Origin of the sequence: Paenarthrobacter sp. UW852 (genome assembly GCF_024608385.1) — a bacterium.
In the GTDB taxonomy this organism is placed as follows: domain Bacteria; phylum Actinomycetota; class Actinomycetes; order Actinomycetales; family Micrococcaceae; genus Arthrobacter.
Genome location: NZ_JAMSGY010000008.1, coordinates 97,664 through 121,046 on the forward strand (window position 1 = coordinate 97,664; position 23,383 = coordinate 121,046).

Sequence of the window (23,383 nt, forward strand, 5' to 3'; positions counted from 1 at the left end):
GCAACAGGGGGCCGGCTCGAAAGCCGACCCCCTGAGGGAACTACTGAGTGGTCACCGCCAAGCGGTGATTACCACCGGGCCGTGTTTACCACTTGCCCTTGCGGTTGAAGTCGCGGTGTCCGCCTTCGCCGCCACTGCGGGGCTTGCGTGCGCCGTCGCCGTGACCACCGAAGCGGGAGCCGCTGGCCTGGCCGCGGTCGCGGTCGCCGAAGCTGCCTGCGGTGCGCTCGGAACGGTCGCTGTAGGAGCGTCCGCCACGGTCAGCGGAGGTACGCTCGCCGTCGTTCTTGCGGAAGTCCTTCTTGAAGCCGCCGTTGCCCTTGAAGTTGCCGCCACCACGGTTTTCGCGGTCGCCGTAGCCACCACGTCCACCGCCGGAGCCGCCACGTTCGCTGTTGGGCCTGCGGCCGTTGTCCAGCTCAAGGTGGATCAGTTCGCCACCAATGCGGGTGCGGGACAGTGCGCGCAGCTGCTCGGGGCTAAGGTCTGCCGGGAGCTCCACCAGGGAGTGGTCCGAGCGGATGTCGATGCCACCGATCTGTGCGGAGGAAATGCCGCCCTCGTTGGCAATAGCGCCAACGATCGAACCCGGCATGACGCGCTGACGGCGTCCGACGGCGATCCGGTAGGTTGCATTGCCCTCGGTGAGTGCACGGGTCGGGCCGCGGGAACCGAAGCCGTCCTTGGAGCGCTCACGCTTCTGGTACTCAGGAGCTGCAGGCAGTTCCTTGACCAGGAGGGGCTGACCACCCTGGGCCATGACGGCCAGGGCTGCGGCAATCTCCGAGGCCGGCACGTTGTGCTCTTCCTCGTAGGAGGAGATGAGGTCGCGGAATGCTGCAACATCCTCGGACGCCAGGGTCTCGGTGATGCGCTCGGCGAACTTGCCAAGGCGCAGCGTGTTCACGGTCTCGGCGGTGGGCAGGTGCATCTGCTCCACCGGCTGGCGCGTGGCCTTCTCGATGGAACGCAGCAAGTACTTCTCTCGCGGCGTCATGAACAGGATCGCGTCACCGGAACGGCCTGCACGGCCCGTGCGTCCAATGCGGTGCACGTAGGACTCGGTGTCGTGCGGGATGTCGTAGTTGATCACGTGGCTGATGCGCTCAACGTCAAGGCCACGGGCCGCGACGTCGGTGGCCACGAGGATATCGATGCGGCCTTCTTTCAGCGCGTCAACAGTGCGCTCACGCTGCTGCTGCGGAATGTCGCCGTTGATGGCGGCAGCCTGGAACCCGCGGGACTTCAGCTTGTCGGCGAGGTCCTCGGTAGCCATCTTGGTGCGCACGAAGGCAATAACGCCGTCGAACTCTTCAACTTCGAGGATGCGGGTGAGTGCGTCCAGCTTGTGCGGGCCCATGACCTGCAGGTAACGCTGGCGGGTGTTGGCACCGGTGGTGGTCTTGGACTTCACCGAAATCTCAGCCGGGTTGTTCAGGTACTGCTTGGACATGCGGCGGATCTGGCCCGGCATGGTGGCAGAGAACAGGGCAACCTGGCGGTCCTCGGGGGTCTGCTGGAAGATCTGCTCCACGTCATCGGCGAAGCCCATGCGCAGCATCTCGTCAGCTTCGTCCAGCACGAGGTACTGGAGTTCGGACAGGTCCAGGGAACCCTTGGCGATGTGGTCGATCACGCGGCCGGGGGTACCGACAACAACCTGCGCGCCACGGCGAAGGCCGGCAAGCTGCGGGCCGTAAGCCGAGCCACCGTATACCGGGAGAACCGTGAAGTCATCGATGTGCTTGGCGTAGGAGGTGAAGGCCTCGGCAACCTGGAGGGCAAGTTCACGCGTCGGAGCCAGGACCAGGGCCTGGGTCTTGCGGGAGGGACCGTTGAGGTCATGGAGTTCTGCCAGACGGGACAGGGCAGGAACAGCGAACGCTGCGGTCTTGCCGGTACCGGTCTGGGCCAGGCCAACGACGTCGCGACCCTCAAGGAGCAGCGGAATGGTGGCGGCCTGGATGGGAGACGGCTTTTCGTAGCCAACATCCTGGAGTGCGGCCAGAACGCGGCCATCGATGCCGAGCTCGGCAAAGCGGATGCCTTCTTCTTCGTCCTCAACCTTGGGGGCGGGAGCGTCGGTGGAGGCGGGGGCTGCAGTCTCGGCTGCAGCGGTCTCGACGGGGGCAGCGGCAGCAGCCGGTGCTTCGGCTTCGGCGGGAGCGGTGGTCTCGGCTTCTGCGGAGACGGTGTTCTGGGCGTCGAAGTCTTCGTTGAGATTTTCGGTCATAGGGAGAAATTCCTCATCCATAGGGCAGTCGGCGCGACCCGGTTGGGCTGGCCGCAGTACTCGTCGCGAAGAGACAGGGAAAAAGGTGCCCTGCTTTCGCAAGAAGTCCGGCGCTATCGCAATCCCATGGCAGGACTTCCCGCTGCATCTCTTGGCTGCTATCCCAGCAGTCTGTACAGCGTTTTCTTTAGCCGGCTCTCCCTATGAAAATGCCCGCACACAGTTGCGGGCCCCAACACTTACCAGTCCTGCCTCAAGAATTGGGCAGGATAAAGGGATTTCCGGAGTGGGGGATATTTCAAGTGTAGGGCACAGGACGTTAGGTCCGCGACCCGGAGTCCGGTGAGCTTGTTCACATTCTCCCCGCCGGGTAGTGAACGCAGGCCCGACGGGTCCGCAAAGCCGGTCTCAGAGGCCGCTGCGGCGCAGGACCTTTTCGAACTTCGCGTGATATTCGTCCTGCAGCCGGATCTCTCCGTCTGCCTCGGCATCCAAAAGGGCCTGGATGAGCTCCGGGGTGGGTTCACTGAACCACTGGCCCACGGTGACGCCGTGATTCGGAACGAACGTGCGGTGGATGTGGTCCCCCGCCGAGATGGTGCCCGCCCGGATCACCCTGAGGTAGTTGCCAACCCTGCCGGCCTGCGTGAACCTCTTCACCCACTGTGGCTCGTCGACTGCCCGTTGGAAGGTGGCGCAGGGAACGCGGGGCGAGGTCACTTCCAGTTCCACGTCCAGACCGATCCTCCAGCGTTCGCCGATCACCGCGCCCGTGGTTTCGATGCCGGTGACGCGCAGGTTCTCGCCGAAGAAACCTGGCGCGAGCTCCCGTCCCAGCTCCCCCGACCAGTAGTCAGCGTCCTCCTGCGAATAGGCGTACAGTGCCTGGTCCTCTCCGCCGTGGTTGGCCCGGTCCGCCTGCACATCACCATGGAGCCCGAGTTTGTGTACCTTGACCGGCCCTTCAACGGGACGCTTGTCAATGGCAGTGACGCCCACATTGCCGGGATCGGGCAGCAACTGGTGGACACGGCAGACGGCCAGCAGGGAAGCGGTGTTCATGGACAACAGTGTACGGATGCCCACACCGAACTAGGGATCGAACCGGTAGCCCATGCCCGCTTCCGTGTGGAGGTGGCGTGGCTCCGCAGGATCCCTCTCCAGTTTCCGCCGGAGCTGGGCGATATACACCCTGAGGTACTGGGTTTCCTTGGCGTATGCCTGACCCCAAACCTGGGTGAGGATCTGTTGTTGGCTCACCAGTCTCCCTTTGTTCCGGACCAGCAACTCCAGGATGTTCCACTCGGTGGGGGTCAACCGCACGTCCACACCATCCCGGACGATCTTCTTGCCCGCCAGGTCCACTACGAAGTCGGCGGTGGCCAGGGTGGGTTCTTCTTCTCCGGTGACTACCCTGCGGGAGGCAACCCGCAACCGGGCAAGAAGCTCATCCAGGCCAAAGGGCTTGGTCACGTAATCGTCCGCACCGGCGTCGAGCGCTTCCACCTTGTCTTCCGAGGCGTGCCGGGCGGACAGCACGATGATGGGCATGCTGGACCAGCCCCGGATACGCCGGATGACCTCCACGCCGTCCATGTCAGGCAGGCCGAGGTCCAGGACCACAATCTTCACCGGTTGCTTCGCGGCGGCGTTCAGAGCATCCGCGCCGTTTCCCACTGTCAACGCCTGGTACCCGTGGGCCTGAAGGGTCACCTGCATGGCCCGGGCAATGCGTGCCTCGTCCTCAACGATCAAAACCAGCGTCACAGCTGCTCCCCGGTCCACAGCGGCAACGTGACCACCAACGTCAGTCCGCCACCCGGCGTCGGCTCCGCCGCGAGGCTTCCACCCATGGCCTCGGTGAATCCTTTGGCGACCGCAAGCCCCAACCCGATCCCACCGGCCGGGCCCGGTGTGGGCGCATCCCCAAACCGCTGGAACGGTTGGAACATGGTGAGGACCTCCTGAGGGCCTATCCCCTGCCCCTGATCGACAATCCGCAACTCACTGGCCGGCCGCTCCCCCAAGGTGATCCCCGCACCGGCCGAGGCCCTCAGCACCACGTCCGAGTCAGGTGCATACTTCACAGCGTTCTCCACAATGTTCGCCACCACGCGTTCGAGCATGCCGGTATCGGCCTGAACCGGTGGGAGGTTGGGCGGCAGTTCGTTGCGGAGACGGTTCCGGGGAATACCTTGCAGCGCTTCCGGCAGCACGTCGGCCCACGTAGTACCGGTCAGCAACGGATTGACGGCGTCCGCCGTGATGCGCGACATGTCCAGGAGGTTGTCCACCAAGTGGTCCAGCCGGTCCGCATAATCCTCGATGGTCTCCAGCAATTCCCGCTCCACATCCGGCGGAAAATCCACGTCGTCCTGGCGCAGGCTGCTGACCGCCAGCTTGATCCCGGCCAACGGCGTCCGCAGGTCATGCGACACGGCGCGCAGGATAGACGTGCGCATTTTGTTGCCCTCCGACAACCGCACGTTATCGCGCCGGCTCTGCACCAGCTGCTGCCGCTCGCGCACGGCGACAACAAACGCGCCGAAGGCCGCAAGCATCCGCTGATGCTGCGGCGATAACGGCCCGCCGCGCAGCAACAGGGTGTAGTGGGGATCGACGACGGCGGCATGGTCTGCGGCGGCATGGGTCACCGGCGCATTGGAGCCGGCAGAGGCAAGGACACGCCACTCCGGTGCCGCACCCTGCGCCGTGATTCCCTGGCTCCCCAGCAGTGTCACCGCCTCCATGCCCAGATTGCCACGGACCTTCTCAAGGAACGACTCCAGGCTGTCGTCGGAGCTGAGGATCCGCAAGGCCAGCTCGCTCAGCGCCGTGGCCTCCGCCCCCGACCTCGCCGCTTCCTGCGCCCGCCGGGTGGCCAGGCCCACAGCAAGCCCTACCCCACACGCAACGGCAAGGAAGACCACCACGGTGAACAGGGTGCTGGGGTCCGCGATGGAGAGCGAACCCACAGGGTCCGCGGAGAAGTAGTTGAGCAGGAAGCTGCCCAGCACAGCTGCCACCACAGCCGGCCACAAGCCCCCGATCGCGGCCACGGCCACTGCAACCGCCAGTTGCAGGAGCATGATCATCGCAAAGTTACGGAAACCCAGCACCGTTACGAGAAGTTCGACGGCGGGGGGCAGCGATAGTGCCAGGACCAGGCCGCTGATGACCCTGCCCTGGCCGATGCCCCGCACCGACGGAAGCCGCAGCAGTACGCCGTCCTCGCCGTTGCTGTGTGTCTCAGGTGCCGCCATGGCTACATCCTTACATGGTTGCTTGGTGGGCAGTTGTCCCCATGTGGGACTGTCACCGGTGCCAGCGATGCGCACAGGTACTAGGCTTGCTCTGAGCATTCTGGTCCGGCGTGGCGCCGGACACTTCCACGGTCTATCCAGGGGGATACGCATGGGCCCGAAAGACAACCCTGACGCTGCCGGCACCAACGGCAACGGCGGGGACAACAACCCCGATTTCGCAGCGGACAACAATCCGCCCAAGCCCCCGCCCTGGCAGGTGCCCAAACCCGAACTCCACCCCGAACTGTTCGCGCCCGTTGAAGAACCGGCCCAGGAACAGCAAGGCAAGACCCGCGCCGCCAGCAAAGGCAAGAAGCGCACCGTACCCGCTGGGGCATCCCCGGGCCAGGCAGGAACTCCTGAGCCCGGCCAGCCCCTGCCCGTCATTGATCCTTTCGCCAAGGAACGCGAACGTGGCGCAGCGGAAGCAGCCAAGAGGAAGAAGCGCTCGCAGCGCCGGACCGTCGTGGTGGGCCTTGGCGTGACTGCCTTGCTGGCTGGAACCATCACCGCGATCGTGGCCAGCAACGAGCAGGAAGCCGACTACGCCCAGGTCTGCTTCAACGAGGAAACCGGCGAGCGCGTCGACGACAACCAGTGCGACAACAGCAGCTCGGCGGGCCGCAGCTCGGGCGTCTACGCCTGGTACTTCTACTCGCGGGGCGCCAGTGTCCCGGCGGTCGGGCAGAACAGGTCGGCCTACCCGAGTTACACCAAGAACGTGCCGTCCGGTGCCAAGTCCTCCACCGGGTACAGCACCAAGGGCGGCACAGTCAGCCGTGGTGGCTTTGGCAGCAGTTCCAAAAGCGGCGGAAGCTCGGGAGGCTAGGGATGCGTCGACTGCCCTCCGTGCCGAGGCCGGACTGGAAGAAGAAGATCGAAGAACAGGGCCTGGTTTTTTCCACCACCACCATGCCCGATGGCCGCAAGATCGAATACTGGAACGAATCGGCCTACTACGAATTCACCATGGACGAGGTGGAAACGCTGGAAAAGACCGCCGAGGACATGCACATCATGTGCTTGGAAGCGGCGAAATACCTCGCTACCGGTGCCATGGGCGACATCGGGATCGGGCCACAGGCGCTGGAGCTTGCCAGTGACTCCCTGCAGGCTGCGGACATGGACATCTATGGCCGCTTCGACTTCATCTATGACGGCGAGGGCGGTCCAGCGAAGATGCTGGAGTACAACGCCGATACCCCCACAGGGTTGATCGAAGCTTCGGTGGCCCAGTGGTTCTGGCTTCAGGACGTCTTCCCGGACAAGGACCAGTGGAACGGCATCCATGAAGCCCTGATCCGGCAGTGGAAGAAGCTGCAGTTCCGCACCGGCATGAGCACCCTGCACGTGGCCCACTCCGAGGCTGAGGAGTCAGGCGAAGACTGGATGACGGCCGCCTACATGCGGGACGTCGCGAGCCAAGGCGGGTGGACCACCATCGGCATCAACATGTCCGATATCGGCTGGGACCCGAACCTCAACCGCTTCGTGGACCTGGACAACTTCATGATCAGCACCATGTTCAAGCTGTACCCGTGGGAACTCATGATGAAGGAGCCTTTTGGGCAACGGCTGCTGCAGCGTGCCCACAACCCACGCTGGGTTGAGCCTGCCTGGAAGATGCTGCTGTCCAACAAAGCCCTGCTCGCAGCACTCTGGCACCTCTACCCCAACCACGAGAACCTGCTGCCCGCGTACCTGGGAGACCCGGGTCCGCTCAAGGAATGGGTGGCCAAGCCGTTGCATGGACGTGAGGGCGACAACATCCGCATCCACGCCCCCGGGATCGACATACAGCAGCCCGGCGGTTACGGCCGCGAAGGCTGGTGCTTCCAGCAGTACCACTCCCTTCCGGACTTCGACGGCAACCACCCAGTCCTGGGCCTGTGGGTAGTGGATGGTGAATCCGTGGGCTGCGGCATCCGCGAATCGGACGGCCCCATCACGGACTACTTCTGCCGCTTCGTGCCCAACACCATCGATGCCCCGGCGCCTGTGGCGCCCCCTGCTACTTCCTACGGAGCTGCCCTATGAGCACTGAAATTACGACGCCGGGTGGCGGCGCGGCGGGCGGCGACCGTTCCGCCGTCGTGCCTTCCAAAGGCCTCCGCGCCGGCATCCTGGACCTGGGCGACTCCGTCATGCTGGGCCTGGCCTCCACCGCGCCCGTGTATTCGCTGGCCGCGACGCTGGGCCTCATTGTGGCTGTCAACGGCAACTACACTCCACTGATCCTGGTCCTCGGCTTCATCCCGGTGCTGTTCATTGCCTATGCCTTCCGGGAACTCAACAGCGCCATGCCCGACTGCGGCACCACGTTCTTTTGGGCCCGCAAGGCCTTTGGTCCGTGGGCTGGATGGCTTGGTGGCTGGGGGGTTGCCCTCGCCGGGATCGTGGTGTTGGCCAACCTGGCCCAAATCGCCGGCAAGTATCTCTGGCTGCTGGTCGGCGACGGTTCCCTAGCGGACAACACCTGGTTGGTGACGGCCACGGGAGTGCTTTTCATTGTGTTCATGACGTACGTAAACCATCGCGGGATCCGGCTTGGCGAGCACGTCCAGCGCACCCTGACGTACATCCAGTACATTTCCTTGGGCATTTTCGCCGTGGCCATCGTTTTCAGGATCACCGGCGGCGCGCCTGAGGGGCAGCCGTTCGACATCGAATGGTTCAACCCCGCGGGGGCCTTCGCGGACCCAGGCGCCGTGGTGCACGGGGCTCTCCTGGCGCTGTTCATTTATTGGGGCTGGGACACGTGCTTGGCGCTCAACGAAGAAACCGAGAACCCGGCGAAGACCCCGGGCCGCGGCGCCGTCATTTCAGCCACCGTCCTCCTGGCCATCTACGTTTCCGTGGCGCTGCTGGTCATGATGTACGCCACCATCGGCACGGACGGCATCGGGCTTGGCAATGAAGCCAACCAGGATGACGTCTTCCTGGCCATGAAGGACGTTGTGCTGGGCCCCTGGGGTTGGTTGATCGTTGTTGCCGTGCTGGCCTCCGTCCTGTCCTCCACCCAGACCACCATCCTTCCGACTGCCCGCGGAACCCTGTCCATGGGTGTTCACGGAGCCCTCCCTCCGCGTTTCGGCAAGATCCACGAGCGTTTCCAGACGCCGGGGTTCTCCACGCAGGTCATGGGCGTGGTGGCCGTTGTCTATTACGTGGCCATGAGCTTCCTCAGCCAGAACCTGCTCTCCGATTCCATCAGCGCCATCAGCCTTTTCATCGCGTTCTACTACGCCTTGACCGGGTTCTCCTGCATCTGGTTCTTCCGTTCCACGCTGCGCGACTCAGCCCGCAACCTGTGGTTCCGTGGCATCCTGCCGTTGCTCGGCGCGCTGTCCCTGACCGCTGCCTTCTTCATCTCGGCCGTGCAGATGTGGGATCCGTCGTACGGCGACACCCAGATATTCGGCATCGGTGGCGCGTTCGTCAGCGGTGTCCTGCTCCTGGCCCTCGGCGTGGTGCTGGCCGTTGTGTGCAGGTTCGCGCCGTCCACCCGCGGGTATTTCACGGGCGAACGTGCCGAGGCTGGGATCGTCCGCGGCGAGTAGCCGCCTAGGATGCTGGAATGAGCGATTCAACGACGAACCCCTCCGACATCCTGGCGCTTGATTCCTTGTTGACGGCGGACGAGGTAGCCCTCCGTGACAGGGTGCGGGACTACACAGCGCAGCGGATCAGGCCGAACATCGCCCGCTGGTATGAGGACGCCGTCTTTCCCCGGGAAATTGCCCCTGAACTGGGTGAGCTTGGGGTGCTGGGAATGCACCTGGAGGGGTATGGATGCCCCGGCAGGACCGCGGTCGAATATGGCTTGGCAGCGATGGAACTGGAAGCCGGCGATTCAGGGATCCGCACCTTTGTCTCGGTGCAGGGCTCCCTCGCCATGACTGCCATCCATAAGTGGGGTTCCGAGGAGCAGAAAGAGCGATGGCTTCCACGGATGGCGGCGGGCGAGCTGATCGGCTGTTTCGCCCTGACGGAGCCGACGGCGGGTTCGGACCCGTCGTCCATGACCACGTTTGCCCGACGGACCAACGACGGTTGGGTCCTGGACGGAGCCAAGCGTTGGATCGGCCTCGCCTCGATCGCCGACGTCATGGTGGTGTGGGCCAACACCGAGGACGGCATCCGCGGTTTCCTGGTCCCGGCGGGAACCCCGGGAGTGACCGCTACGCCGATCGAACCAAAGCTGTCGATGCGCGCCTCGATCCAGTGCAATGTGACGTTCGACGCCGTGGGACTGGGAGCGGACGCGATCCTCCCGGGCGCTGCGGGTTTGCGGGGGCCGTTCACTTGCCTGAACGAGGCACGTTACGGAATCGCGTGGGGCGCGATGGGTGCAGCACGGGATTCCTACGAGGCAGCCCTGGACTACGCGGGCGAACGTTTGCAGTTTGGCCGCCCCTTGGCCGGATACCAAATGACGCAGGAAAAACTGGTCAACATGCTGGTGGAGATCCAGAAGGGCACCCTCCTGGCCCTCCACCTGGGCCGTTTGAAGGACGCCGGTCACCTGCAGCCGCAGCAAATTTCGCTCGGAAAGCTGAACAACGTCCGTGAGGCCATCAAGATCGCCCGGGAGGCACGGACCATCCTGGGCGGGAACGGCGTCACGCTGGACTACTCCCCTTTGCGGCACGCCAACAACCTGGAATCTGTTCGGACTTACGAGGGCACGGACGAGGTCCACACCCTCATCCTGGGGCAGCACATCACCGGGATCGGGGCATTCCGCGGCTGACCGTCCCGAGTTGCGAGGCCCGCTCTACGCTTTCCCCGGCCGGAATACCGTGCAGAGCGGGCCCAACAAACGCCATCAAGCCACCGCGACTGGTACTTTCTTGGCGGCGTCCTTTCGGATGGTGGCGCTGATGACGGCCGCCACGGTGCACATGGCGGCTGCACCGAGCCACGCGTAGTTGTAGTGTCCCGTGGCGTCGCGTATGAACCCGGCTGCCAGTGCTGCGGCAGCGGCACCGAGCTGATGGGCTGCGAATACCCAGCCGAACACCACGGAGCCGTCAGCGCCGAACACTGACCGGCAAATCGCTGCTGTGGGAGGCACCGTGGCAACCCAGTCGAGCCCGTAGACCACCACGAAGATGATCATGCTCGGCTCCACCGATGAGCCCAGCAGCAACGGCAGAACCAGCAGGCCGATCCCGCGGAATTGGTAGTACACGGCCAGCAGGACCTTGGGGTTGAACCGGTCGGTGAGCCAGCCGGATGCGATAGTCCCCACGATGTCGAAAATTCCGACGACGGCCAGCAGGCCCGCCGCTGTGGTTTCCGGCATGCCGTGATCGTGGGCCGAGGGGATGAAGTGCGTGCCGATAAGCCCGTTGGTGGTGGCTCCACAGATAGCGAACCCGGCCGCCAGCGCCCAGAAGGTACGGACTTTGCTGGCACGCTTGAGGACCTGCAGGGCACGCACGGCAGCGTTGGCGGAGTCGGACGTTGCCGGCGACGGAACCCCAGCGCCGGCTCCGCCTGACAGCGGCGGCGTGGTACCGGCGTCGGCGGCTTTCGCATTGGGTTCTTCTGCCCCATAAGGCAACACCCCGACGTCGGCCGGTGAGTTCCGCAACCAGCGCAGCACCAGCGGAACCACGGCGAGGGCACCCGCGGCAATGAGCAGGGAAGCACCCCTCCACCCGGGGTTCTGGGCGAGCGCTGCGATGAATGGCAGGAAGACCAGCTGTCCGGCTGCGCTTCCCGCGGTGAGGATCCCGATGACCAGGCCCCGGTTCTTTGCAAACCAGGTGTTGGCAATTGTCGCGGCGAAGACCAATGCCATGGATCCCGTGCCGAGCCCGATCAGCACGCCCCACGTGAGCAGGATTTGCCAGGACTGGTTAACGAAGACCGTCAGTGCCGAGCCCAAACCGATCAGGCACAAGGCAAGCGAGGTGACTTTGCGGATGCCGAACCGTTCCATCAACGCAGCGGCGAAGGGCGCGGTCAACCCGAACAGGACCAGGTTGATGCTGACGGCCAGGGACAGCACCGTGGTTGACCAGCCGAACTCCTGCTGAAGGGGGACCATGAGCACGCCTGGTGCCGCCCGGAACCCTGCCGCGCCGACAAGCGCCAGGAAGGCTACCGCGGCAACGATCCAGGCAGGATGCAGGCGTCGTCGTTTGCCCGAGGGAGCGCCTTTTGTTCCGGCGGGGGTTCCTGTGAGGTCGGGAGCGGTCATGCCGGAATCTCCGATGTGAGGACGGGCGCGTGGTTTTCGCGGCGTGCCACGGCGAGGGGAAGGGGATGGTCGCTCCGCTTGTAACTGTGCCAGCTGGTGTTGGCCGCAGTCAGTGCGACGCCGCATTGCGCGCAGGTGTCAGCCGACGATGTCGCTTGCCCACAGTCGGTATGGATGACCCGCATATGGGAGACCTCGTTCGGGGCGTCCAGGTGCTTTTCGGCCCAGATGATGATGGCGTTCAGGACAGGCAGCGCGTCCTCGCCTTTGGGAGTGAGGACGTATTCCTGGCGGGTACGTGCTCCGTCCTGGTACGGGCGTTGGACGAGCACGCCGGATTCAACCAACCAGGCCAGGCGTTTGCTCAGGACATTGTCTGCCACCTCGAGCCGCCGTTTGATGGCGTCGAAGCGGCCGTTTCCAAAGAAGATTTCGCGGAGGACCAGGCTTCCCCATGGGTCGCCGAGGACATCCAGGCCGCGGGCGAGGCTGCACGTGCGGGCGGACCAGTCAGATCGGAGGGGCATGTGCACCAAAGTAGCTGACTTCTCTAAAGAAAGCCAGAGTCCCGGCACGCACCGGTGGTTTGCCGCGGTTTCATCATCGGTTCACTTGGAGTGCCTAAGCTGGCGTGGTCAACCCTGACCATGAAAGGCCCCTTGATGTCCTCGCACTCCCCTGATTTGGTGAAACGTTCAACCGACGGCTCAGCCGGACTGTCCCGTCGTGGCTTCCTCGGCACCGCTGCCGCAGCCACGGCACTGGCCGCGACCGGATCCCTGCTGCCTCCCTCCGTCCAGGCGGCGATGGCCAAACCCGTTCCACCAGGAAACCTCCAGTCCATCAAGCATGTGATCGTGCTGATGCAGGAAAACCGTTCCTTCGATCACTACTTTGGTGCCCTTCGCGGCGTCCGCGGCTACGCCGACAAGTCCGTCACCCGCCTGCCCAACGGCAAGTCCGTGTTCGAACAGCCCCGCGCCACGGGGGAGACGGTGTTGCCCTTCTCCCTCCGCAAGGCCGCCGAACTCGCCGGACGGCCAGGCTCGGACATCCAATACCTTGGCGACCTGGACCACTCCTTCGCCGGCACCACCACGGCCTGGAACAACGGCTGGTGTGACAAATGGATTCCCGCCAAAAGCGCCTCCACCATGACGTTCTACGAGCGCCAGGACATCCCGCTGCAGTACGAACTCGCTGACACCTTCACCATCTGCGACGCCTACCACTGCTCCGTCAACGGCTCCACCAACCCGAACCGCACCTACCTTTGGAGCGGCACCACGGGCAACGAACCCGGGAGCAGCAAGAGGGCCGTCACCAACGCAGCCTACGGCTACGACCACGGCGGCTACGACTGGACCACCTACCCCGAGCGGCTGGAGCAGGCCGGTATCCCGTGGCGGATCTACCAGGACTGGGACAACTTCACGGACAACGCCGTGGAGTACTTCCAGACATTCAAGGCAATTGGCAGGAAGATGCTGGCCTCCGTAGACGGCAAGCTGCGCACCACCGAAGAGTTCTACGACAGCCTCGCCGGCAAGGACCCTGCAGAGCAGGATCGTCTCCTCGCCCAATTGGAAGCGGGCCGGAGCACACTGACCGATGCCGAAAGGTCGCTGTTCGACAAAGCCATGTGGAGGGGGCGCCCCAATACCCTCCTTGAACGCCTCAGCACCGACATCGCCAACGGCACTTTGCCACAGGTCAGCTGGCTCGTTCCGTCGGCGGCGGATTCCGAACACCCCGGAGCTTCCACGCCCGTGGGCAGTGCCAACTTCGTGTACCGCCTGCTGGATACCATTGCCAGCGATCCCGCGACATGGGACAGCACGGCCATTTTCCTGAACTTCGATGAGAACGACGGCTACTTCGACCACGTTCCGCCGCCGGTCCAGCCGCGCCCGGTCTCCGGGGAATCCACGGACTGGACCACGGCACGGCCTATCGGCCTGGGCCCGCGCGTCCCCATGACCGTGGTCTCCCCCTGGACGATTGGCGGCGTCGTCAGCTCCGAGGTCTTCGACCACACGTCCGTCCTGAGATTCCTGGAGCTATGGACCGGCGTCGAGGAACCCAACATCTCGCCATGGCGGCGCGAGGTCTGCGGCGACCTCACCGGTGTCTTCAACTTCGATTCCCCGGGCACGCCCCCAACCCTCGACCACCCCGCCCCGGTGCCCGCCAAGATCAGCCGCTGGCACCCGAATCCCCCTGCCGTCCAGGTTGCCCCGATCCAGGAAACGGGCGCCCGGCCTGCCCGGCCGCTGCCGTATCGGCCGCGGGTTTCCGCCACGGTCCAGCAAGGGAAGATCAACCTGGCCCTTGCGAACAGCGGGTCGCGCTCCACCCATTTCACTGTCTACGGCTACGCCGGCGAAGTGTCCGAACCCCTGCACGCGGACGTCACGGGCAGCCGGACCGTTGAACTCCCGCTGGCCACGGGAACGTTCGACGTCGTCGTCACCGGGCCCAACCGCTACCAGTACGAACTGAAAGGCACGATGGCGGGTGCCGCCTCCGGCGTCGACGTCGCCGTCACGGGGCGCCGCGGCAAGAAAGCCGTGGAAATCGAAGTGCGCAACGCGGGCAATGCGACCGTGACGGTTTCACTGGAGTCGTTGCAATACGTTGCCGGCAAGGAAACGGTGAAGCTCAAGCCGGGCCAGAGCAGGAAGATCGGCTGGGACACTGCAAACGGCTGGTACGACGTCCAGGTCACCTCCGCGGAGGACGGATCCTTCAGGCGTCGGCTGACCGGCCGTGAGGAAGACGGGCAACAGGGCATCTCGGGCTAGCGAGTCCCCCGTTCCCGCCTCTGTCCGTCACGCCCACCGTAGAAGGGTGGGCGTGACGGACAAGAGCGGGGTCACGCGATCGTTAGCCGATCTTGGCGAAAGCCTGCTCGAGGTCCGCAATCAGGTCCGCTGCTTCCTCGATGCCACAGGACAGGCGCAGGAGGTTCACGGGGACGGCCAGTTCTGTGCCCTTGACCGATGCGTGGGTCATTTCCGAGGGGTAGTTCATAAGCGACTCGATGCCACCCAATGATTCCGCGAGCGTGAACACAGTGGTGTTCTCGGCAACGGTCCGGGCCGCTGCCTCGCCGCCCTTGAACTGGACGGAGACCATGCCACCGAACTTCTTCATCTGCTTCGCGGCGAGATCGTGGCCGGGGTGGTCCGGGAGGCCCGGGTAAAGCACCGCTTCCACCTCGGGACGCTGCAGCAGCCATTCAGCAACGGCCTGGCCGTTCTCGCTGTGGCGATCCATGCGGACGCCCAGTGTCTTCAAGCCACGGGTCGTCAGGAACGCGTCCATGGGACCGGAAACGGCGCCCACTGCGAACTGGATGAAGCCGATCTTCTCAGCCAGCTCCGCATCCTTGACCACAAGGGCACCACCTACGACGTCGGAGTGGCCGCCGATGTACTTGGTGGTCGAGTGGACCACGACGTCGGCGCCCAAGGCGAGCGGGGTCTGCAAGTAGGGAGACGCGAAGGTGTTGTCGACCACCAGGAGGGCCCCGGCGTCGTGCGCTACGGCGGCGAGCGCCTCAATGTCGGTGATCTTCATCATCGGGTTGGACGGCGTTTCGACCCAGACAATACGTGTCTTGTTGGCCCTGACTGCCGCAGCTACGGCATCGAGGTCGGACATGTCCACGGGGGTGTTGCCGATGCCCCAGTCCCCCAGGACACGGTTGATGAGCCGGTAGGTGCCGCCGTAAGCGTCGTTGCCGAGCACGATGTGGTCGCCCGGGCGGGCCAGCGCGCGGATCAGCGAGTCTTCGGCGGCGAGCCCGGAACCGAAGGAAAACGCGGCCGATCCACCTTCCAGGGCGGCCAGCTGTTCCTGCAGTGCGTCACGTGTTGGGTTGCCACCGCGGCCATACTCGTAGCCGGACCGCAGGTTGCCAATGCCGTCCTGCGCGTAGGTGGTGCTGAAATGCAGCGGCGGAACAACTGCCCCGGTCCGGGGCTCGAAAGCCTGTCCCGCATGAACGGCTCGCGTGTTGAATCCGGCGTTGTTGTTGGCAGTCATGGAAGCACCTCTTTGTTTCTTGAAGGTTTGTTCGTTCAGCGGGTGGATCGGGCGCACGCTTAGTTGCTCAGGTACGCCAAAAGGTCGTGACGGGTCAGGATGCCCACCGGGGCCCCCGCGAAGGTCACCATGACGGTATCAACGTCGGACAGCAGCTCACGGGCGGCGGAAATGGTTTCCAGCGAGCCGATCACCGGGAGGCGTTCACCCATGTGTTCGGAGATCTTGTCCGCCAGCTTGGCTTCGCCACGGAACAGCTTGCTGGTGAGGCTGCGTTCGTCCACGGCACCCAGGACCTCGCCCATGACCACGGGCGGTTCCTGCGAGAGGACCGGGATGTGGGAGACACCAAACTCGTTCATGATGTTGATGACGTCGCGGACGGTTTCGTTCGGGTGGATATGCACCAGGTCCGGCATTTCGCCGGTCTTGGACTTCAGGACTTCACCCACCGATGCTTCCTCACCGCCGGAAAGGAAGCCGTAGGAGCGCATCCATTGGTCGTTGAAGATCTTGGCAAGGTATCCACGGCCGGAGTCCGGAAGGATCACCACAACCACGGCCGATTCGTCCAGGTCCTTGGCCGCCTCGAGGGCCGCAACCACGGCCATGCCGGACGAGCCTCCCACCAGGAGGCCCTCTTCGCGGGCAAGGCGGCGCGTCATGGAGAACGAGTCGGCATCCGAGACGGCGATGACCCGGTCCGGGACGGCGGGATCGTAGTTGGCCGGCCACATGTCCTCGCCCACACCCTCAACGAAGTAGGGCCTGCCGGTGCCGCCGGAGTAGACCGAACCTTCCGGATCCGCCCCGATGACCTTGACCGGGCCGCCGTCGGACTCTGCCCGGTCGGCTGATACCTGCTTGAGATACCGCCCGGTGCCGGTGATGGTGCCGCCGGTACCGGCGCCGATCACCACGTGCGTGACCTTGCCGTCGGTGTCGTTCCAGATCTCCGGGCCGGTGGATTCGAAGTGGCTGCCGGGAGCGGCAGGATTGGAGAACTGGTCAGGCTTGAAGGCGCCCGGGATCTCCTTGACCAGGCGGTCGGACACGCCGTAGTAGCTTTGCGGGCTTTCGGGAGCAACGGAAGTGGGCGTTACCACCACGTCAGCGCCATACGCCTTCAGGACCGCACGCTTGTCCTCTCCCACCTTGTCCGGCACCACGAAGATGCACTTGTAGCCCTTTTGCTGGGCCACGAGCGCCAAACCCACGCCTGTGTTGCCCGACGTCGGCTCAACGATGGTTCCGCCCGGCTTGAGCCGGCCATCCTTCTCGGCATCTTCGATCATCTTCACGGCGATCCGGTCCTTGATGGACCCGCCGGGATTGATGTATTCGAGCTTGACCAGGACGGTGGCTTTGATGCCGTCGGTGACGTGGTTGAGCTTGATGAGCGGCGTATTGCCGATGAGGTCCAACACGGACTGGGCGTACTTCATAGATACAAAGCTACCGCTTGCCTGCGCCCAGCCCTGCCTCAGCCATGTGGGCCGCCACCGCCGACTAGCTACCCGCCCCCGGATCCGTTTGCCAGAGGCCCATGATGTTTCCTTCGGTGTCCTTGAAGTAGGCGTACCAGCCCATGGTTGGTACCGCGTCTTTCCCTTGAACCACACTGCCTCCGGCCGACTCCACCTGCGCCAGGGCCGCGCCGATGTCATCGACGTCGATGGTCAGGATAGGAGTCCTCAGCGCCTCCGTCCGGGGAAACAGGGCACCGTTGATGGCGCCTGGCTCCTTGGGGGCACCGGTCTTCTCGTCGGATGGGGTGGTCATGGCGATGGTGTAGTCCATCCCCTGCATGGGGCTGAGGTTCCAGCCGAAAGCACTCTGGTAAAAGGTGTTTGCCCGTTCTTTGTCATCCGTGGGGATCTCGAAATGCACTATTGCGGCCATGGTTGGCGCTCCTTGTTCCTGGAAGTCTTTCCTGGGATGCGGCGCGGCCCACCCGTGCCACATCAGGGAGTCTAGACCCGGGCGGCCGCTGCCGTAAGGGGCTATTAGCTGCCGTAAGGGGCTATTAATGGGATTGTCAGCCGGGCGTGGGACCATGAAAACATGACCATCGCAGAAGCCCCGCCACGCATTGCGGCCGCGGCAGATGCAGCCATCAGGTGGCATCCCGGCAGTTCCTTCCGTTTGGATCAGACCATGTTCCCCCTCATGCGGGGCAATGCTGATCCATCCTTTGCGGCGCACTCCTCCGGTTACTGGATGGCGTTCACCGCTGCTTCGGGACCGGTTACGCTGCGTCTCTCGGGAGGCGGCCTCGGGGCCGGCTGCTTCGTGGATGCCCAGGCGTGGGGCCCCGGCGCCGCGGATGCCGTGGCCGCGGTGCCCAGGTTGCTCGGCGCCCACGATGACTGGACCGCTTTCGACGAACCAGCCTTCCATGCCACGCTCCCCCGCCTGGTCACAGAATCACGACGCCGGAACCTGGCTGTGCGGCTACCCTCCACCGGGCGAATGGTTGACTCATTGGTGCCCACCATCCTGGAGCAGAAGGTCACCACCTTGGAGGCACGGCGCGGGTACCGGTACCTGATGTACAGGTATGGAACGCCGGCCCCTGGCATGGCCCCCGCGGGGCTCCTCGTTCCCCCAACTGCCAGGCAGTGGTTGGCCATTCCATCGTGGGAGTGGCACAAAGCCGGAGTCGGGCCACAGCGCTCGGCAACAGTCATGCGGGCGCTGCAGTCCGCCGTCGCCCTTGAACGTCTCGGGCAACTGGACTCAGCCGAGGCCGGAGCCAAGCTGCAGACCATCCCGGGCATCGGGATCTGGACCGCCGCCGAGGTGGTCCAACGAACCCACGGCTGCCCCGACTCGATTTCCGTGGGCGACTACCATTTGGCTTCCTACGTCGGGTACGCGCTGACCGGACAGAAGACCGACGACGCCGGCATGATCGAGCTGATGAAACCCTGGCATGGGCAGCGGCAACGGGTGGTCCGGATGCTGTACTTGAGTGGCTTCCGGAAGCCCACGTTCGGACCCCGGATGACAGTGCAGGACCACCGCTCCCATTAGAGGTGGAGGCGGGAGACCGCCTCTTGGCGCATGTCCACTTTCCGTACCTTGCCGGACACCGTCATGGGGAAGCTCTCGCGGACATCCACGTAGCGCGGGATCTTGTAGTGGGCCAGTTTGCCCCGGCAGTACTCGGCCAGGTCCGCGGCAGTCAGCGGACCGGCTCCGGGTTTGAGTATGATGCAGGCCATGAGCTCCTCGCCGTACTTTTCGTCGGGGACGCCGATCACCTGCACGTCCTGGATGGACGGGTGCAAGTACAGGAACTCCTCGATTTCACGCGGGTAGATGTTTTCACCACCGCGGATCACCATGTCCTTGATCCTGCCCTCGATCACTAGGTAGCCGTCCTGGTCCATGCGGGCGAGGTCGCCGGTGTGCATCCAACCCTCGGCGTCGATGGCCTCGGCGGTCTTGTCCGGCTGGCCCCAGTATCCCTGCATCACCGCGTAGCCCCTGGTGCAGAGCTCACCAATCACTCCCCGCTCCACCACCTCACCGGTTCCAGGGTCAACGATCCGGCTCTCGAGGTGCGGCATGGTCCGTCCCACGGTGCTGGTCCGCTGCTCCAACGTATCTCCGGCGCGCGTCATGGTGGACACGGGCGAGGTCTCGGTCATGCCATAGCAAATGGCCACATCCACCATGTGCATCTCATCGATGACCCGCCGCATAACCTCGATGGGACAAAGGGATCCGGCCATGACTCCCGTCCTCAAGGTCGAGAGATCATAGGAGCCGAAATCCTCCAGGGCCAGCTCCGCGATGAACATGGTTGGAACGCCGTACAGCGAGGTGCCGCCGAAGTCCTGCACCGCTTCCAGGGCCGCCGACGGGCTGAACCCACGGCTGGGAATAATAGTGGCAGCACCGAAGCTCAGCGCATTCAGGTTGCCGATCACCATACCGAAGCAGTGATAGAAGGGCACCGGGATGACCACACGGTCATGCTCTGTATAGTTCAGGAGCCTGCCGATCGAGTGCCCGTTGTTGAGGATGTTGTGGTGGGTCAGGGTGGCGCCCTTCGGGAAGCCCGTGGTGCCCGAGGTGTACTGCAGGTTGATGGGATCGTGCGGATCGAGTTCTGCCATGCGGTCGCGTACCGCTGAGGGCCCGACGCCGTCAGCACGGGTCAGCAGCTCGGCGTAGGACAGTTCGTGGCCCGCTTCGGGGACGCCGGCTGTGAGTCCGTTCGCCGGGTCACCGGGGAGGAACACCACCTCGCGAAGCTCGGGACAGGAGACAGCCGCAGCACGCGCCATGCCGACGTAGTCGCTGTTTTTGTCCGACGGGGCAGTCACCAGCATCCGCATGCCGTTCTGCTTCACCACGAACTCCAGCTCATGGCTACGGTAGGCAGGATTGACGTTGACCAGCACCGCGCCGATCTTCGCTGTGGCGTACTGCAGGATGGTCCACTCGGCGCAGTTGGGGCTCCAGATACCCACCCTTTCGCCCTTGGCCACGCCTGTGGCCAGCAGCGCGCGGGCGAGGCGGTCGACGTCGTCGTTCAGCTTCTGGTAGCTCCAGCGGCGGGCGTCCCCTCCCGGTGTGGGCGCCGCCTCGATCAGGGCGTCCCGGAGGGGAAACCGGGCGGCGATGCGCTCAAAATTGGCACCAATGGTCTCTTCGAGCAGCGGGACGTCAGTGTCTCCGGCGGTGTAGGACAACATGACGGAACGCTACCAAGACAGTGCCCGCAACAGAACCGTCATCACCTCCAGCGCCGCCGTGTCCTGCCGGTAGGGTTGGAACCATGAGTGCACCCATTGACCTGCAGGCCACATTTATCCCCAACGAGGGCGAGTTCTTCCGCGTGAAGCTCGCTTTGGAAATCGCGATCGATGAGGTCGTCAACGAACCCGGCTGCATCCGTTACGAACTGACGGAAGCCACCGAAGAAAAGCTCGTCCTCACGGAGCGCTGGGAATCCGAGGAACTCCTCGAGAAGCACTCCAAGGGCATCGCGGTGCAGGACCTCAACGAGTCGCTGAGCGCCCTGCTTGCCGAGCCCGTCAAGCTCGACAGGCTCTAAGGATTCGCCGGGGGTTGCGAGAACGCCTTAAAGCACCGAGGTCGCCGGAATTTTCCGGCGACCTCGGTGCGTTTCCGGCGAATTCACCGGAGGGGTTTAGCTTTCCTGGGCCTCGGCACGGGCCTTGGCAACGTGGGCGTGGACTTCTTCCATGTCCAGGCCCTTGACGGCTTCAATGACCTGTTCCAGCTGGGGTCCGTTGAGGGCGCCGGGCTGGGAGAAGACCAGAACCTTCTCGCGGAAGGCCATCAACGTGGGGATGGATGTGATTCCGGCTTCGGCGGCGAGCTGCTGCTCGGCCTCGGTGTCCACCTTCGCGAAGACGACGTCAGAGTGCTTCTCCGAGGCTGCCCCGTAAGTGGGAGCAAACTGGCGGCATGGGCTGCACCAGGCAGCCCAGAAATCCACCAGGACAATATCGTTGTCCTCGATGGTCGATGCGAACTGTTCTCCAGTGATGTCAACTGTAGCCATGCTTCCACGGTACGCGACCCTGCCTGCTATGTCCCGCGGTGTTCGCTTCCCGCGTCACAGGGAATAACGGCGGGGTCCCCTCCGTTGCGGGGTCCCCTTAGCGGGCCAAAACCAATCCGCAGGGCGTAGAGCGGGCCCCGCAACGGGATGCTACCTGCCCAGGACGTACCTCAGGGCCGATGCGTAGAGCGGAGCCACTTTGTTGTGGCCAACCTGGTTCATGTGGATGTTGTCGAGGTAATTGCCGTCTGCTCCGGCAATGGTGGCAGTACCGGCCATGGAAATGTGCGGCCAGCCACGGAGCGCGGTTTCGCGCATCAGCATTCCATCCACCCATCGACGCTGGAAGTGGCTGGAGTCGTAGCGGGACAAAACGCCATTGATCACGATGGTGCTGCGCGGGTACTTGCGTCTGAGCTCGTCCCACAGCTTGTTGGCCTGGGACAGGATGGCTGCATCCGTCGCGAAGATCCGCGCATCGTTGCCACCAAGGTTCACCACCACCAGGCCCGGGTTGCCTTGGGGCAGAAGGATCCGGTCGTTCAGGACAGCGTCCGTTGCCGAGCCAACCGCGCTTCCGGAGACGTAACCTATTCCGCCGATGCTCCGCACCACCTGCCGGGGGTAGCCGGCAGCACGGGCTCCCTGTTCCGCCCAGGAATCAAGGTCGAGCTGGGAGTCGCCAAGGAACACAGCTGTCGATGCGTCCACGGGCTCGGCTGAATACAGCTCCTGGGTGGCCTTGTTCCAGATGGTCTCCAATTTTTGGAATGCCGCATGTTCGCCGCGGTAATCGGTCCAGGTGTCACGCAGCGGCCAGCCGAAGTCACCCGGGTTTTCCGACCACACCCTGTATGTCGGATTCCCAACGACTTGCGCTCCGGTGCCCGGCCCCCAGACCAGCCACCCCTTGGAGAATTGCTGTACCAAACCGCCGGCCCGCGGAAGTTTGTCTGTGAGGGGCAGGCCCAGGCTCCCGGCCGCTCCCCCAAGGGCCACGTAGCGGTTGTGGATGTCACCGTGCGTGGTGGAGTGCGCCCCGGTTGCCGCCGACCAATAGACCGTGCCGCCTTGGAACTGTTGGTACACAAAGTTCCCTTGGCGGTTTTCCTCCCCCACGGGATACCCCAGTGCACCGTTCTGTCCGCCCGTGGACGACCAGTAGGCACGGATTGCACCGGTCAGAGCGTGGGCTCCGGTGGCCGGGGACCTTGCGATCATTCCGCGTTGGTACTGCTGTGCCGATCCCCCGTTCTTCAGTCCGGTGGATTCGTCCGTGGTGGGGTATCCAAGTTCCCCGCCTTCAAGCCCTGACTGGCGCCAGCGCTCACGGATGGCTCCCATGGACGGATGCGCTCCGCTTGCCTGCGACCAAACGATGAAGCCGTGTTCGTACACCTGGTACGTGCCGCCGTCGGGCAGTCCCGTACGCTCGCCGGTAACGGGATAGCCAAGGTAGCCGGATTCGGATCCCGTACGCAGCCAGGCAAAGTGGATCGATCCCGTGGTCTCCTGCGTGCCGGTGGCCCTCGAGGAAATGATGGCGCCGCGTTCGAAGACCTGCTTTGTTCCACCATCCCGAAGCCCGCTCGCCGTGTCGGTCGTGGGATAGCCGTGGGAGCCGAACGGCCCACCCAAGTCCCACCACGCCGTGCGAACGGCACCGTTCACTACAACCCTGGCTCCAGTCCTGGCCGACCACGCGATGTCTCCACCGGCGAATTTCTGCACGCATCCTGTAGAGGTGCACTGCTCGGTACCTGTTGGCCGCAGCAAGACGCCGCGCGCCCAGGGGCTCGTGTTGTACAGCTGTCCTATGGCGCCACTGACGGCCGGCCCCTGCACCCCGGTTTCCGCCGACGCCACCCCTGACGGAAGGACCATGAGCAGCAATGCCGCTGCCGCTGTGGCGATTTTGTGCCGGAATCCTCCGGTGTCCGATCCTGAGGACCCCATGCTGCTACCCCATATAAACGCGGGCGGATTGCCCTGCCGTTGCTTCCCTGCCGGAAACACTCAGCCAAGTATCCCGATGCATG

At 64.3% G+C, this 23,383-nt stretch carries 19 protein-coding genes; 7 read left to right on the forward strand and 12 right to left on the reverse strand.

Annotated elements, in window-relative coordinates; all coding sequences use genetic code 11:
• Positions 1–85 precede the first annotated feature (85 nt).
• The 4 genes from NEK97_RS14930 to NEK97_RS14945 all read right to left on the reverse strand — a co-directional run bounded on the left by NEK97_RS14930 (position 86) and on the right by NEK97_RS14945 (position 5,496).
• Positions 86–2,233: a DEAD/DEAH box helicase gene (locus NEK97_RS14930; protein ID WP_257370593.1), complete on the reverse strand. Its 2,148-nt coding sequence runs from the start codon at positions 2,231–2,233 to the stop codon at positions 86–88.
• Between the two features lie 408 nt (positions 2,234–2,641).
• Positions 2,642–3,295 carry an MOSC domain-containing protein gene (locus NEK97_RS14935; protein WP_257370594.1) on the reverse strand — a complete coding sequence of 218 codons (654 nt, stop codon included), beginning with the start codon at positions 3,293–3,295 and terminating at the stop codon, positions 2,642–2,644.
• Between the two features lie 30 nt (positions 3,296–3,325).
• On the reverse strand, positions 3,326–4,000 hold the full coding sequence (locus tag NEK97_RS14940) for a response regulator (protein WP_257370595.1): 675 nt from the start codon (positions 3,998–4,000) through the stop codon (positions 3,326–3,328).
• Positions 3,997–5,496: an ATP-binding protein gene (locus NEK97_RS14945; RefSeq protein WP_257370596.1), complete on the reverse strand. Its 1,500-nt coding sequence runs from the start codon at positions 5,494–5,496 to the stop codon at positions 3,997–3,999. Before NEK97_RS14945 ends, NEK97_RS14940 begins: the two co-directional genes overlap by 4 nt.
• Positions 5,497–5,647: 151 nt before the next feature.
• Here NEK97_RS14945 and NEK97_RS14950 point away from each other — a divergent pair, with 151 nt between their 5' ends.
• Genes NEK97_RS14950 through NEK97_RS14965 form a run of 4 tightly spaced genes read left to right on the forward strand, consistent with a single transcriptional unit; the run spans position 5,648 to position 10,291 of the window.
• Positions 5,648–6,367, forward strand: a complete 720-nt coding sequence (locus tag NEK97_RS14950) for a Tat pathway signal protein (protein ID WP_257370597.1) — start codon at positions 5,648–5,650, stop codon at positions 6,365–6,367.
• A 2-nt stretch (positions 6,368–6,369) separates the two neighbouring features.
• On the forward strand, positions 6,370–7,575 hold the full coding sequence (locus tag NEK97_RS14955; RefSeq protein ID WP_257370598.1) for a glutathionylspermidine synthase family protein: 1,206 nt from the start codon (positions 6,370–6,372) through the stop codon (positions 7,573–7,575).
• Positions 7,572–9,098 carry an APC family permease gene (locus NEK97_RS14960; protein WP_257370599.1) on the forward strand — a complete coding sequence of 509 codons (1,527 nt, stop codon included), beginning with the start codon at positions 7,572–7,574 and terminating at the stop codon, positions 9,096–9,098. Before NEK97_RS14955 ends, NEK97_RS14960 begins: the two co-directional genes overlap by 4 nt.
• Positions 9,099–9,115: 17 nt before the next feature.
• Positions 9,116–10,291: an acyl-CoA dehydrogenase family protein gene (locus tag NEK97_RS14965; RefSeq protein WP_257370600.1), complete on the forward strand. Its 1,176-nt coding sequence runs from the start codon at positions 9,116–9,118 to the stop codon at positions 10,289–10,291.
• Positions 10,292–10,366: 75 nt separating this feature from the next.
• Here the strand turns inward: NEK97_RS14965 and NEK97_RS14970 are convergent, their stop codons facing one another.
• Entirely contained in the window at positions 10,367–11,749 is a 1,383-nt protein-coding gene (locus tag NEK97_RS14970) for an MFS transporter (RefSeq protein ID WP_257370601.1), read from the reverse strand.
• Positions 11,746–12,276 (reverse strand): helix-turn-helix domain-containing protein, encoded by a 531-nt coding sequence (locus NEK97_RS14975; protein ID WP_257370602.1) that lies wholly within the window; start codon positions 12,274–12,276, stop codon positions 11,746–11,748. Before NEK97_RS14975 ends, NEK97_RS14970 begins: the two co-directional genes overlap by 4 nt.
• Positions 12,277–12,435: 159 nt before the next feature.
• On the opposite strand from NEK97_RS14975, the gene NEK97_RS14980 reads away from it, so the two are divergent.
• Positions 12,436–14,553, forward strand: a complete 2,118-nt coding sequence (locus NEK97_RS14980) for a phosphocholine-specific phospholipase C (protein WP_257370603.1) — start codon at positions 12,436–12,438, stop codon at positions 14,551–14,553.
• Between the two features lie 82 nt (positions 14,554–14,635).
• On the opposite strand, the gene NEK97_RS14985 is transcribed toward NEK97_RS14980, so the two are convergent.
• The 3 genes from NEK97_RS14985 to NEK97_RS14995 all read right to left on the reverse strand — a co-directional run bounded on the left by NEK97_RS14985 (position 14,636) and on the right by NEK97_RS14995 (position 17,701).
• Complete coding sequence (locus NEK97_RS14985; protein WP_257370604.1) at positions 14,636–15,799, reverse strand: cystathionine gamma-synthase; 1,164 nt, start codon at positions 15,797–15,799, stop codon at positions 14,636–14,638.
• Positions 15,800–15,858: 59 nt separating this feature from the next.
• Positions 15,859–17,244 carry a cystathionine beta-synthase gene (locus NEK97_RS14990; protein WP_235517193.1) on the reverse strand — a complete coding sequence of 462 codons (1,386 nt, stop codon included), beginning with the start codon at positions 17,242–17,244 and terminating at the stop codon, positions 15,859–15,861.
• Between the two features lie 64 nt (positions 17,245–17,308).
• Positions 17,309–17,701 carry a VOC family protein gene (locus tag NEK97_RS14995; RefSeq protein WP_235517194.1) on the reverse strand — a complete coding sequence of 131 codons (393 nt, stop codon included), beginning with the start codon at positions 17,699–17,701 and terminating at the stop codon, positions 17,309–17,311.
• Positions 17,702–17,863: 162 nt separating this feature from the next.
• Between NEK97_RS14995 and NEK97_RS15000 the strand changes: the two genes are divergently transcribed.
• Complete coding sequence (locus tag NEK97_RS15000; protein WP_257370605.1) at positions 17,864–18,835, forward strand: DNA-3-methyladenine glycosylase; 972 nt, start codon at positions 17,864–17,866, stop codon at positions 18,833–18,835.
• Here NEK97_RS15000 and NEK97_RS15005 read toward each other — a convergent pair.
• Positions 18,832–20,508 carry an AMP-binding protein gene (locus NEK97_RS15005; RefSeq protein ID WP_257370606.1) on the reverse strand — a complete coding sequence of 559 codons (1,677 nt, stop codon included), beginning with the start codon at positions 20,506–20,508 and terminating at the stop codon, positions 18,832–18,834. The genes NEK97_RS15000 and NEK97_RS15005 overlap by 4 nt on opposite strands.
• Before the next feature lie 83 nt (positions 20,509–20,591).
• Here NEK97_RS15005 and NEK97_RS15010 point away from each other — a divergent pair, with 83 nt between their 5' ends.
• Entirely contained in the window at positions 20,592–20,870 is a 279-nt protein-coding gene (locus NEK97_RS15010; RefSeq protein WP_211712056.1) for a putative quinol monooxygenase, read from the forward strand.
• 96 nt (positions 20,871–20,966) lie between these two features.
• Here NEK97_RS15010 and NEK97_RS15015 read toward each other — a convergent pair whose 3' ends face one another.
• Positions 20,967–21,344 carry a co-chaperone YbbN gene (locus tag NEK97_RS15015; protein WP_211712055.1) on the reverse strand — a complete coding sequence of 126 codons (378 nt, stop codon included), beginning with the start codon at positions 21,342–21,344 and terminating at the stop codon, positions 20,967–20,969.
• Positions 21,345–21,494: 150 nt separating this feature from the next.
• Positions 21,495–23,300: a GDSL-type esterase/lipase family protein gene (locus NEK97_RS15020; protein WP_257370607.1), complete on the reverse strand. Its 1,806-nt coding sequence runs from the start codon at positions 23,298–23,300 to the stop codon at positions 21,495–21,497.
• Positions 23,301–23,383 lie beyond the last annotated feature (83 nt).

Excerpts from the sequence above, each read along its gene's own strand:
- NEK97_RS15015 (WP_211712055.1), bottom strand. The coding sequence starts at position 21,344 with ATGGCTACAGTTGACATCACTGGAGAACAGTTCGCATCGACCATCGAG.
- NEK97_RS14985 (WP_257370604.1), bottom strand. The coding sequence starts at position 15,799 with ATGACTGCCAACAACAACGCCGGATTCAACACGCGAGCCGTTCATGCG.
- NEK97_RS14975 (WP_257370602.1), bottom strand. The coding sequence starts at position 12,276 with ATGCCCCTCCGATCTGACTGGTCCGCCCGCACGTGCAGCCTCGCCCGC.
- NEK97_RS14935 (WP_257370594.1), bottom strand. The coding sequence starts at position 3,295 with ATGAACACCGCTTCCCTGCTGGCCGTCTGCCGTGTCCACCAGTTGCTG.
- NEK97_RS14945 (WP_257370596.1), bottom strand. The coding sequence starts at position 5,496 with ATGGCGGCACCTGAGACACACAGCAACGGCGAGGACGGCGTACTGCTG.
- NEK97_RS15005 (WP_257370606.1), bottom strand. The coding sequence starts at position 20,508 with ATGTTGTCCTACACCGCCGGAGACACTGACGTCCCGCTGCTCGAAGAG.
- NEK97_RS14965 (WP_257370600.1), top strand. The coding sequence starts at position 9,116 with ATGAGCGATTCAACGACGAACCCCTCCGACATCCTGGCGCTTGATTCC.
- NEK97_RS14950 (WP_257370597.1), top strand. The coding sequence starts at position 5,648 with ATGGGCCCGAAAGACAACCCTGACGCTGCCGGCACCAACGGCAACGGC.
- NEK97_RS14955 (WP_257370598.1), top strand. The coding sequence starts at position 6,370 with ATGCGTCGACTGCCCTCCGTGCCGAGGCCGGACTGGAAGAAGAAGATC.
- NEK97_RS14970 (WP_257370601.1), bottom strand. The coding sequence starts at position 11,749 with ATGACCGCTCCCGACCTCACAGGAACCCCCGCCGGAACAAAAGGCGCT.
- NEK97_RS15020 (WP_257370607.1), bottom strand. The coding sequence starts at position 23,300 with ATGGGGTCCTCAGGATCGGACACCGGAGGATTCCGGCACAAAATCGCC.
- NEK97_RS15000 (WP_257370605.1), top strand. The coding sequence starts at position 17,864 with ATGACCATCGCAGAAGCCCCGCCACGCATTGCGGCCGCGGCAGATGCA.
- NEK97_RS14995 (WP_235517194.1), bottom strand. The coding sequence starts at position 17,701 with ATGGCCGCAATAGTGCATTTCGAGATCCCCACGGATGACAAAGAACGG.
- NEK97_RS14930 (WP_257370593.1), bottom strand. The coding sequence starts at position 2,233 with ATGACCGAAAATCTCAACGAAGACTTCGACGCCCAGAACACCGTCTCC.
- NEK97_RS14960 (WP_257370599.1), top strand. The coding sequence starts at position 7,572 with ATGAGCACTGAAATTACGACGCCGGGTGGCGGCGCGGCGGGCGGCGAC.
- NEK97_RS14990 (WP_235517193.1), bottom strand. The coding sequence starts at position 17,244 with ATGAAGTACGCCCAGTCCGTGTTGGACCTCATCGGCAATACGCCGCTC.
- NEK97_RS15010 (WP_211712056.1), top strand. The coding sequence starts at position 20,592 with ATGAGTGCACCCATTGACCTGCAGGCCACATTTATCCCCAACGAGGGC.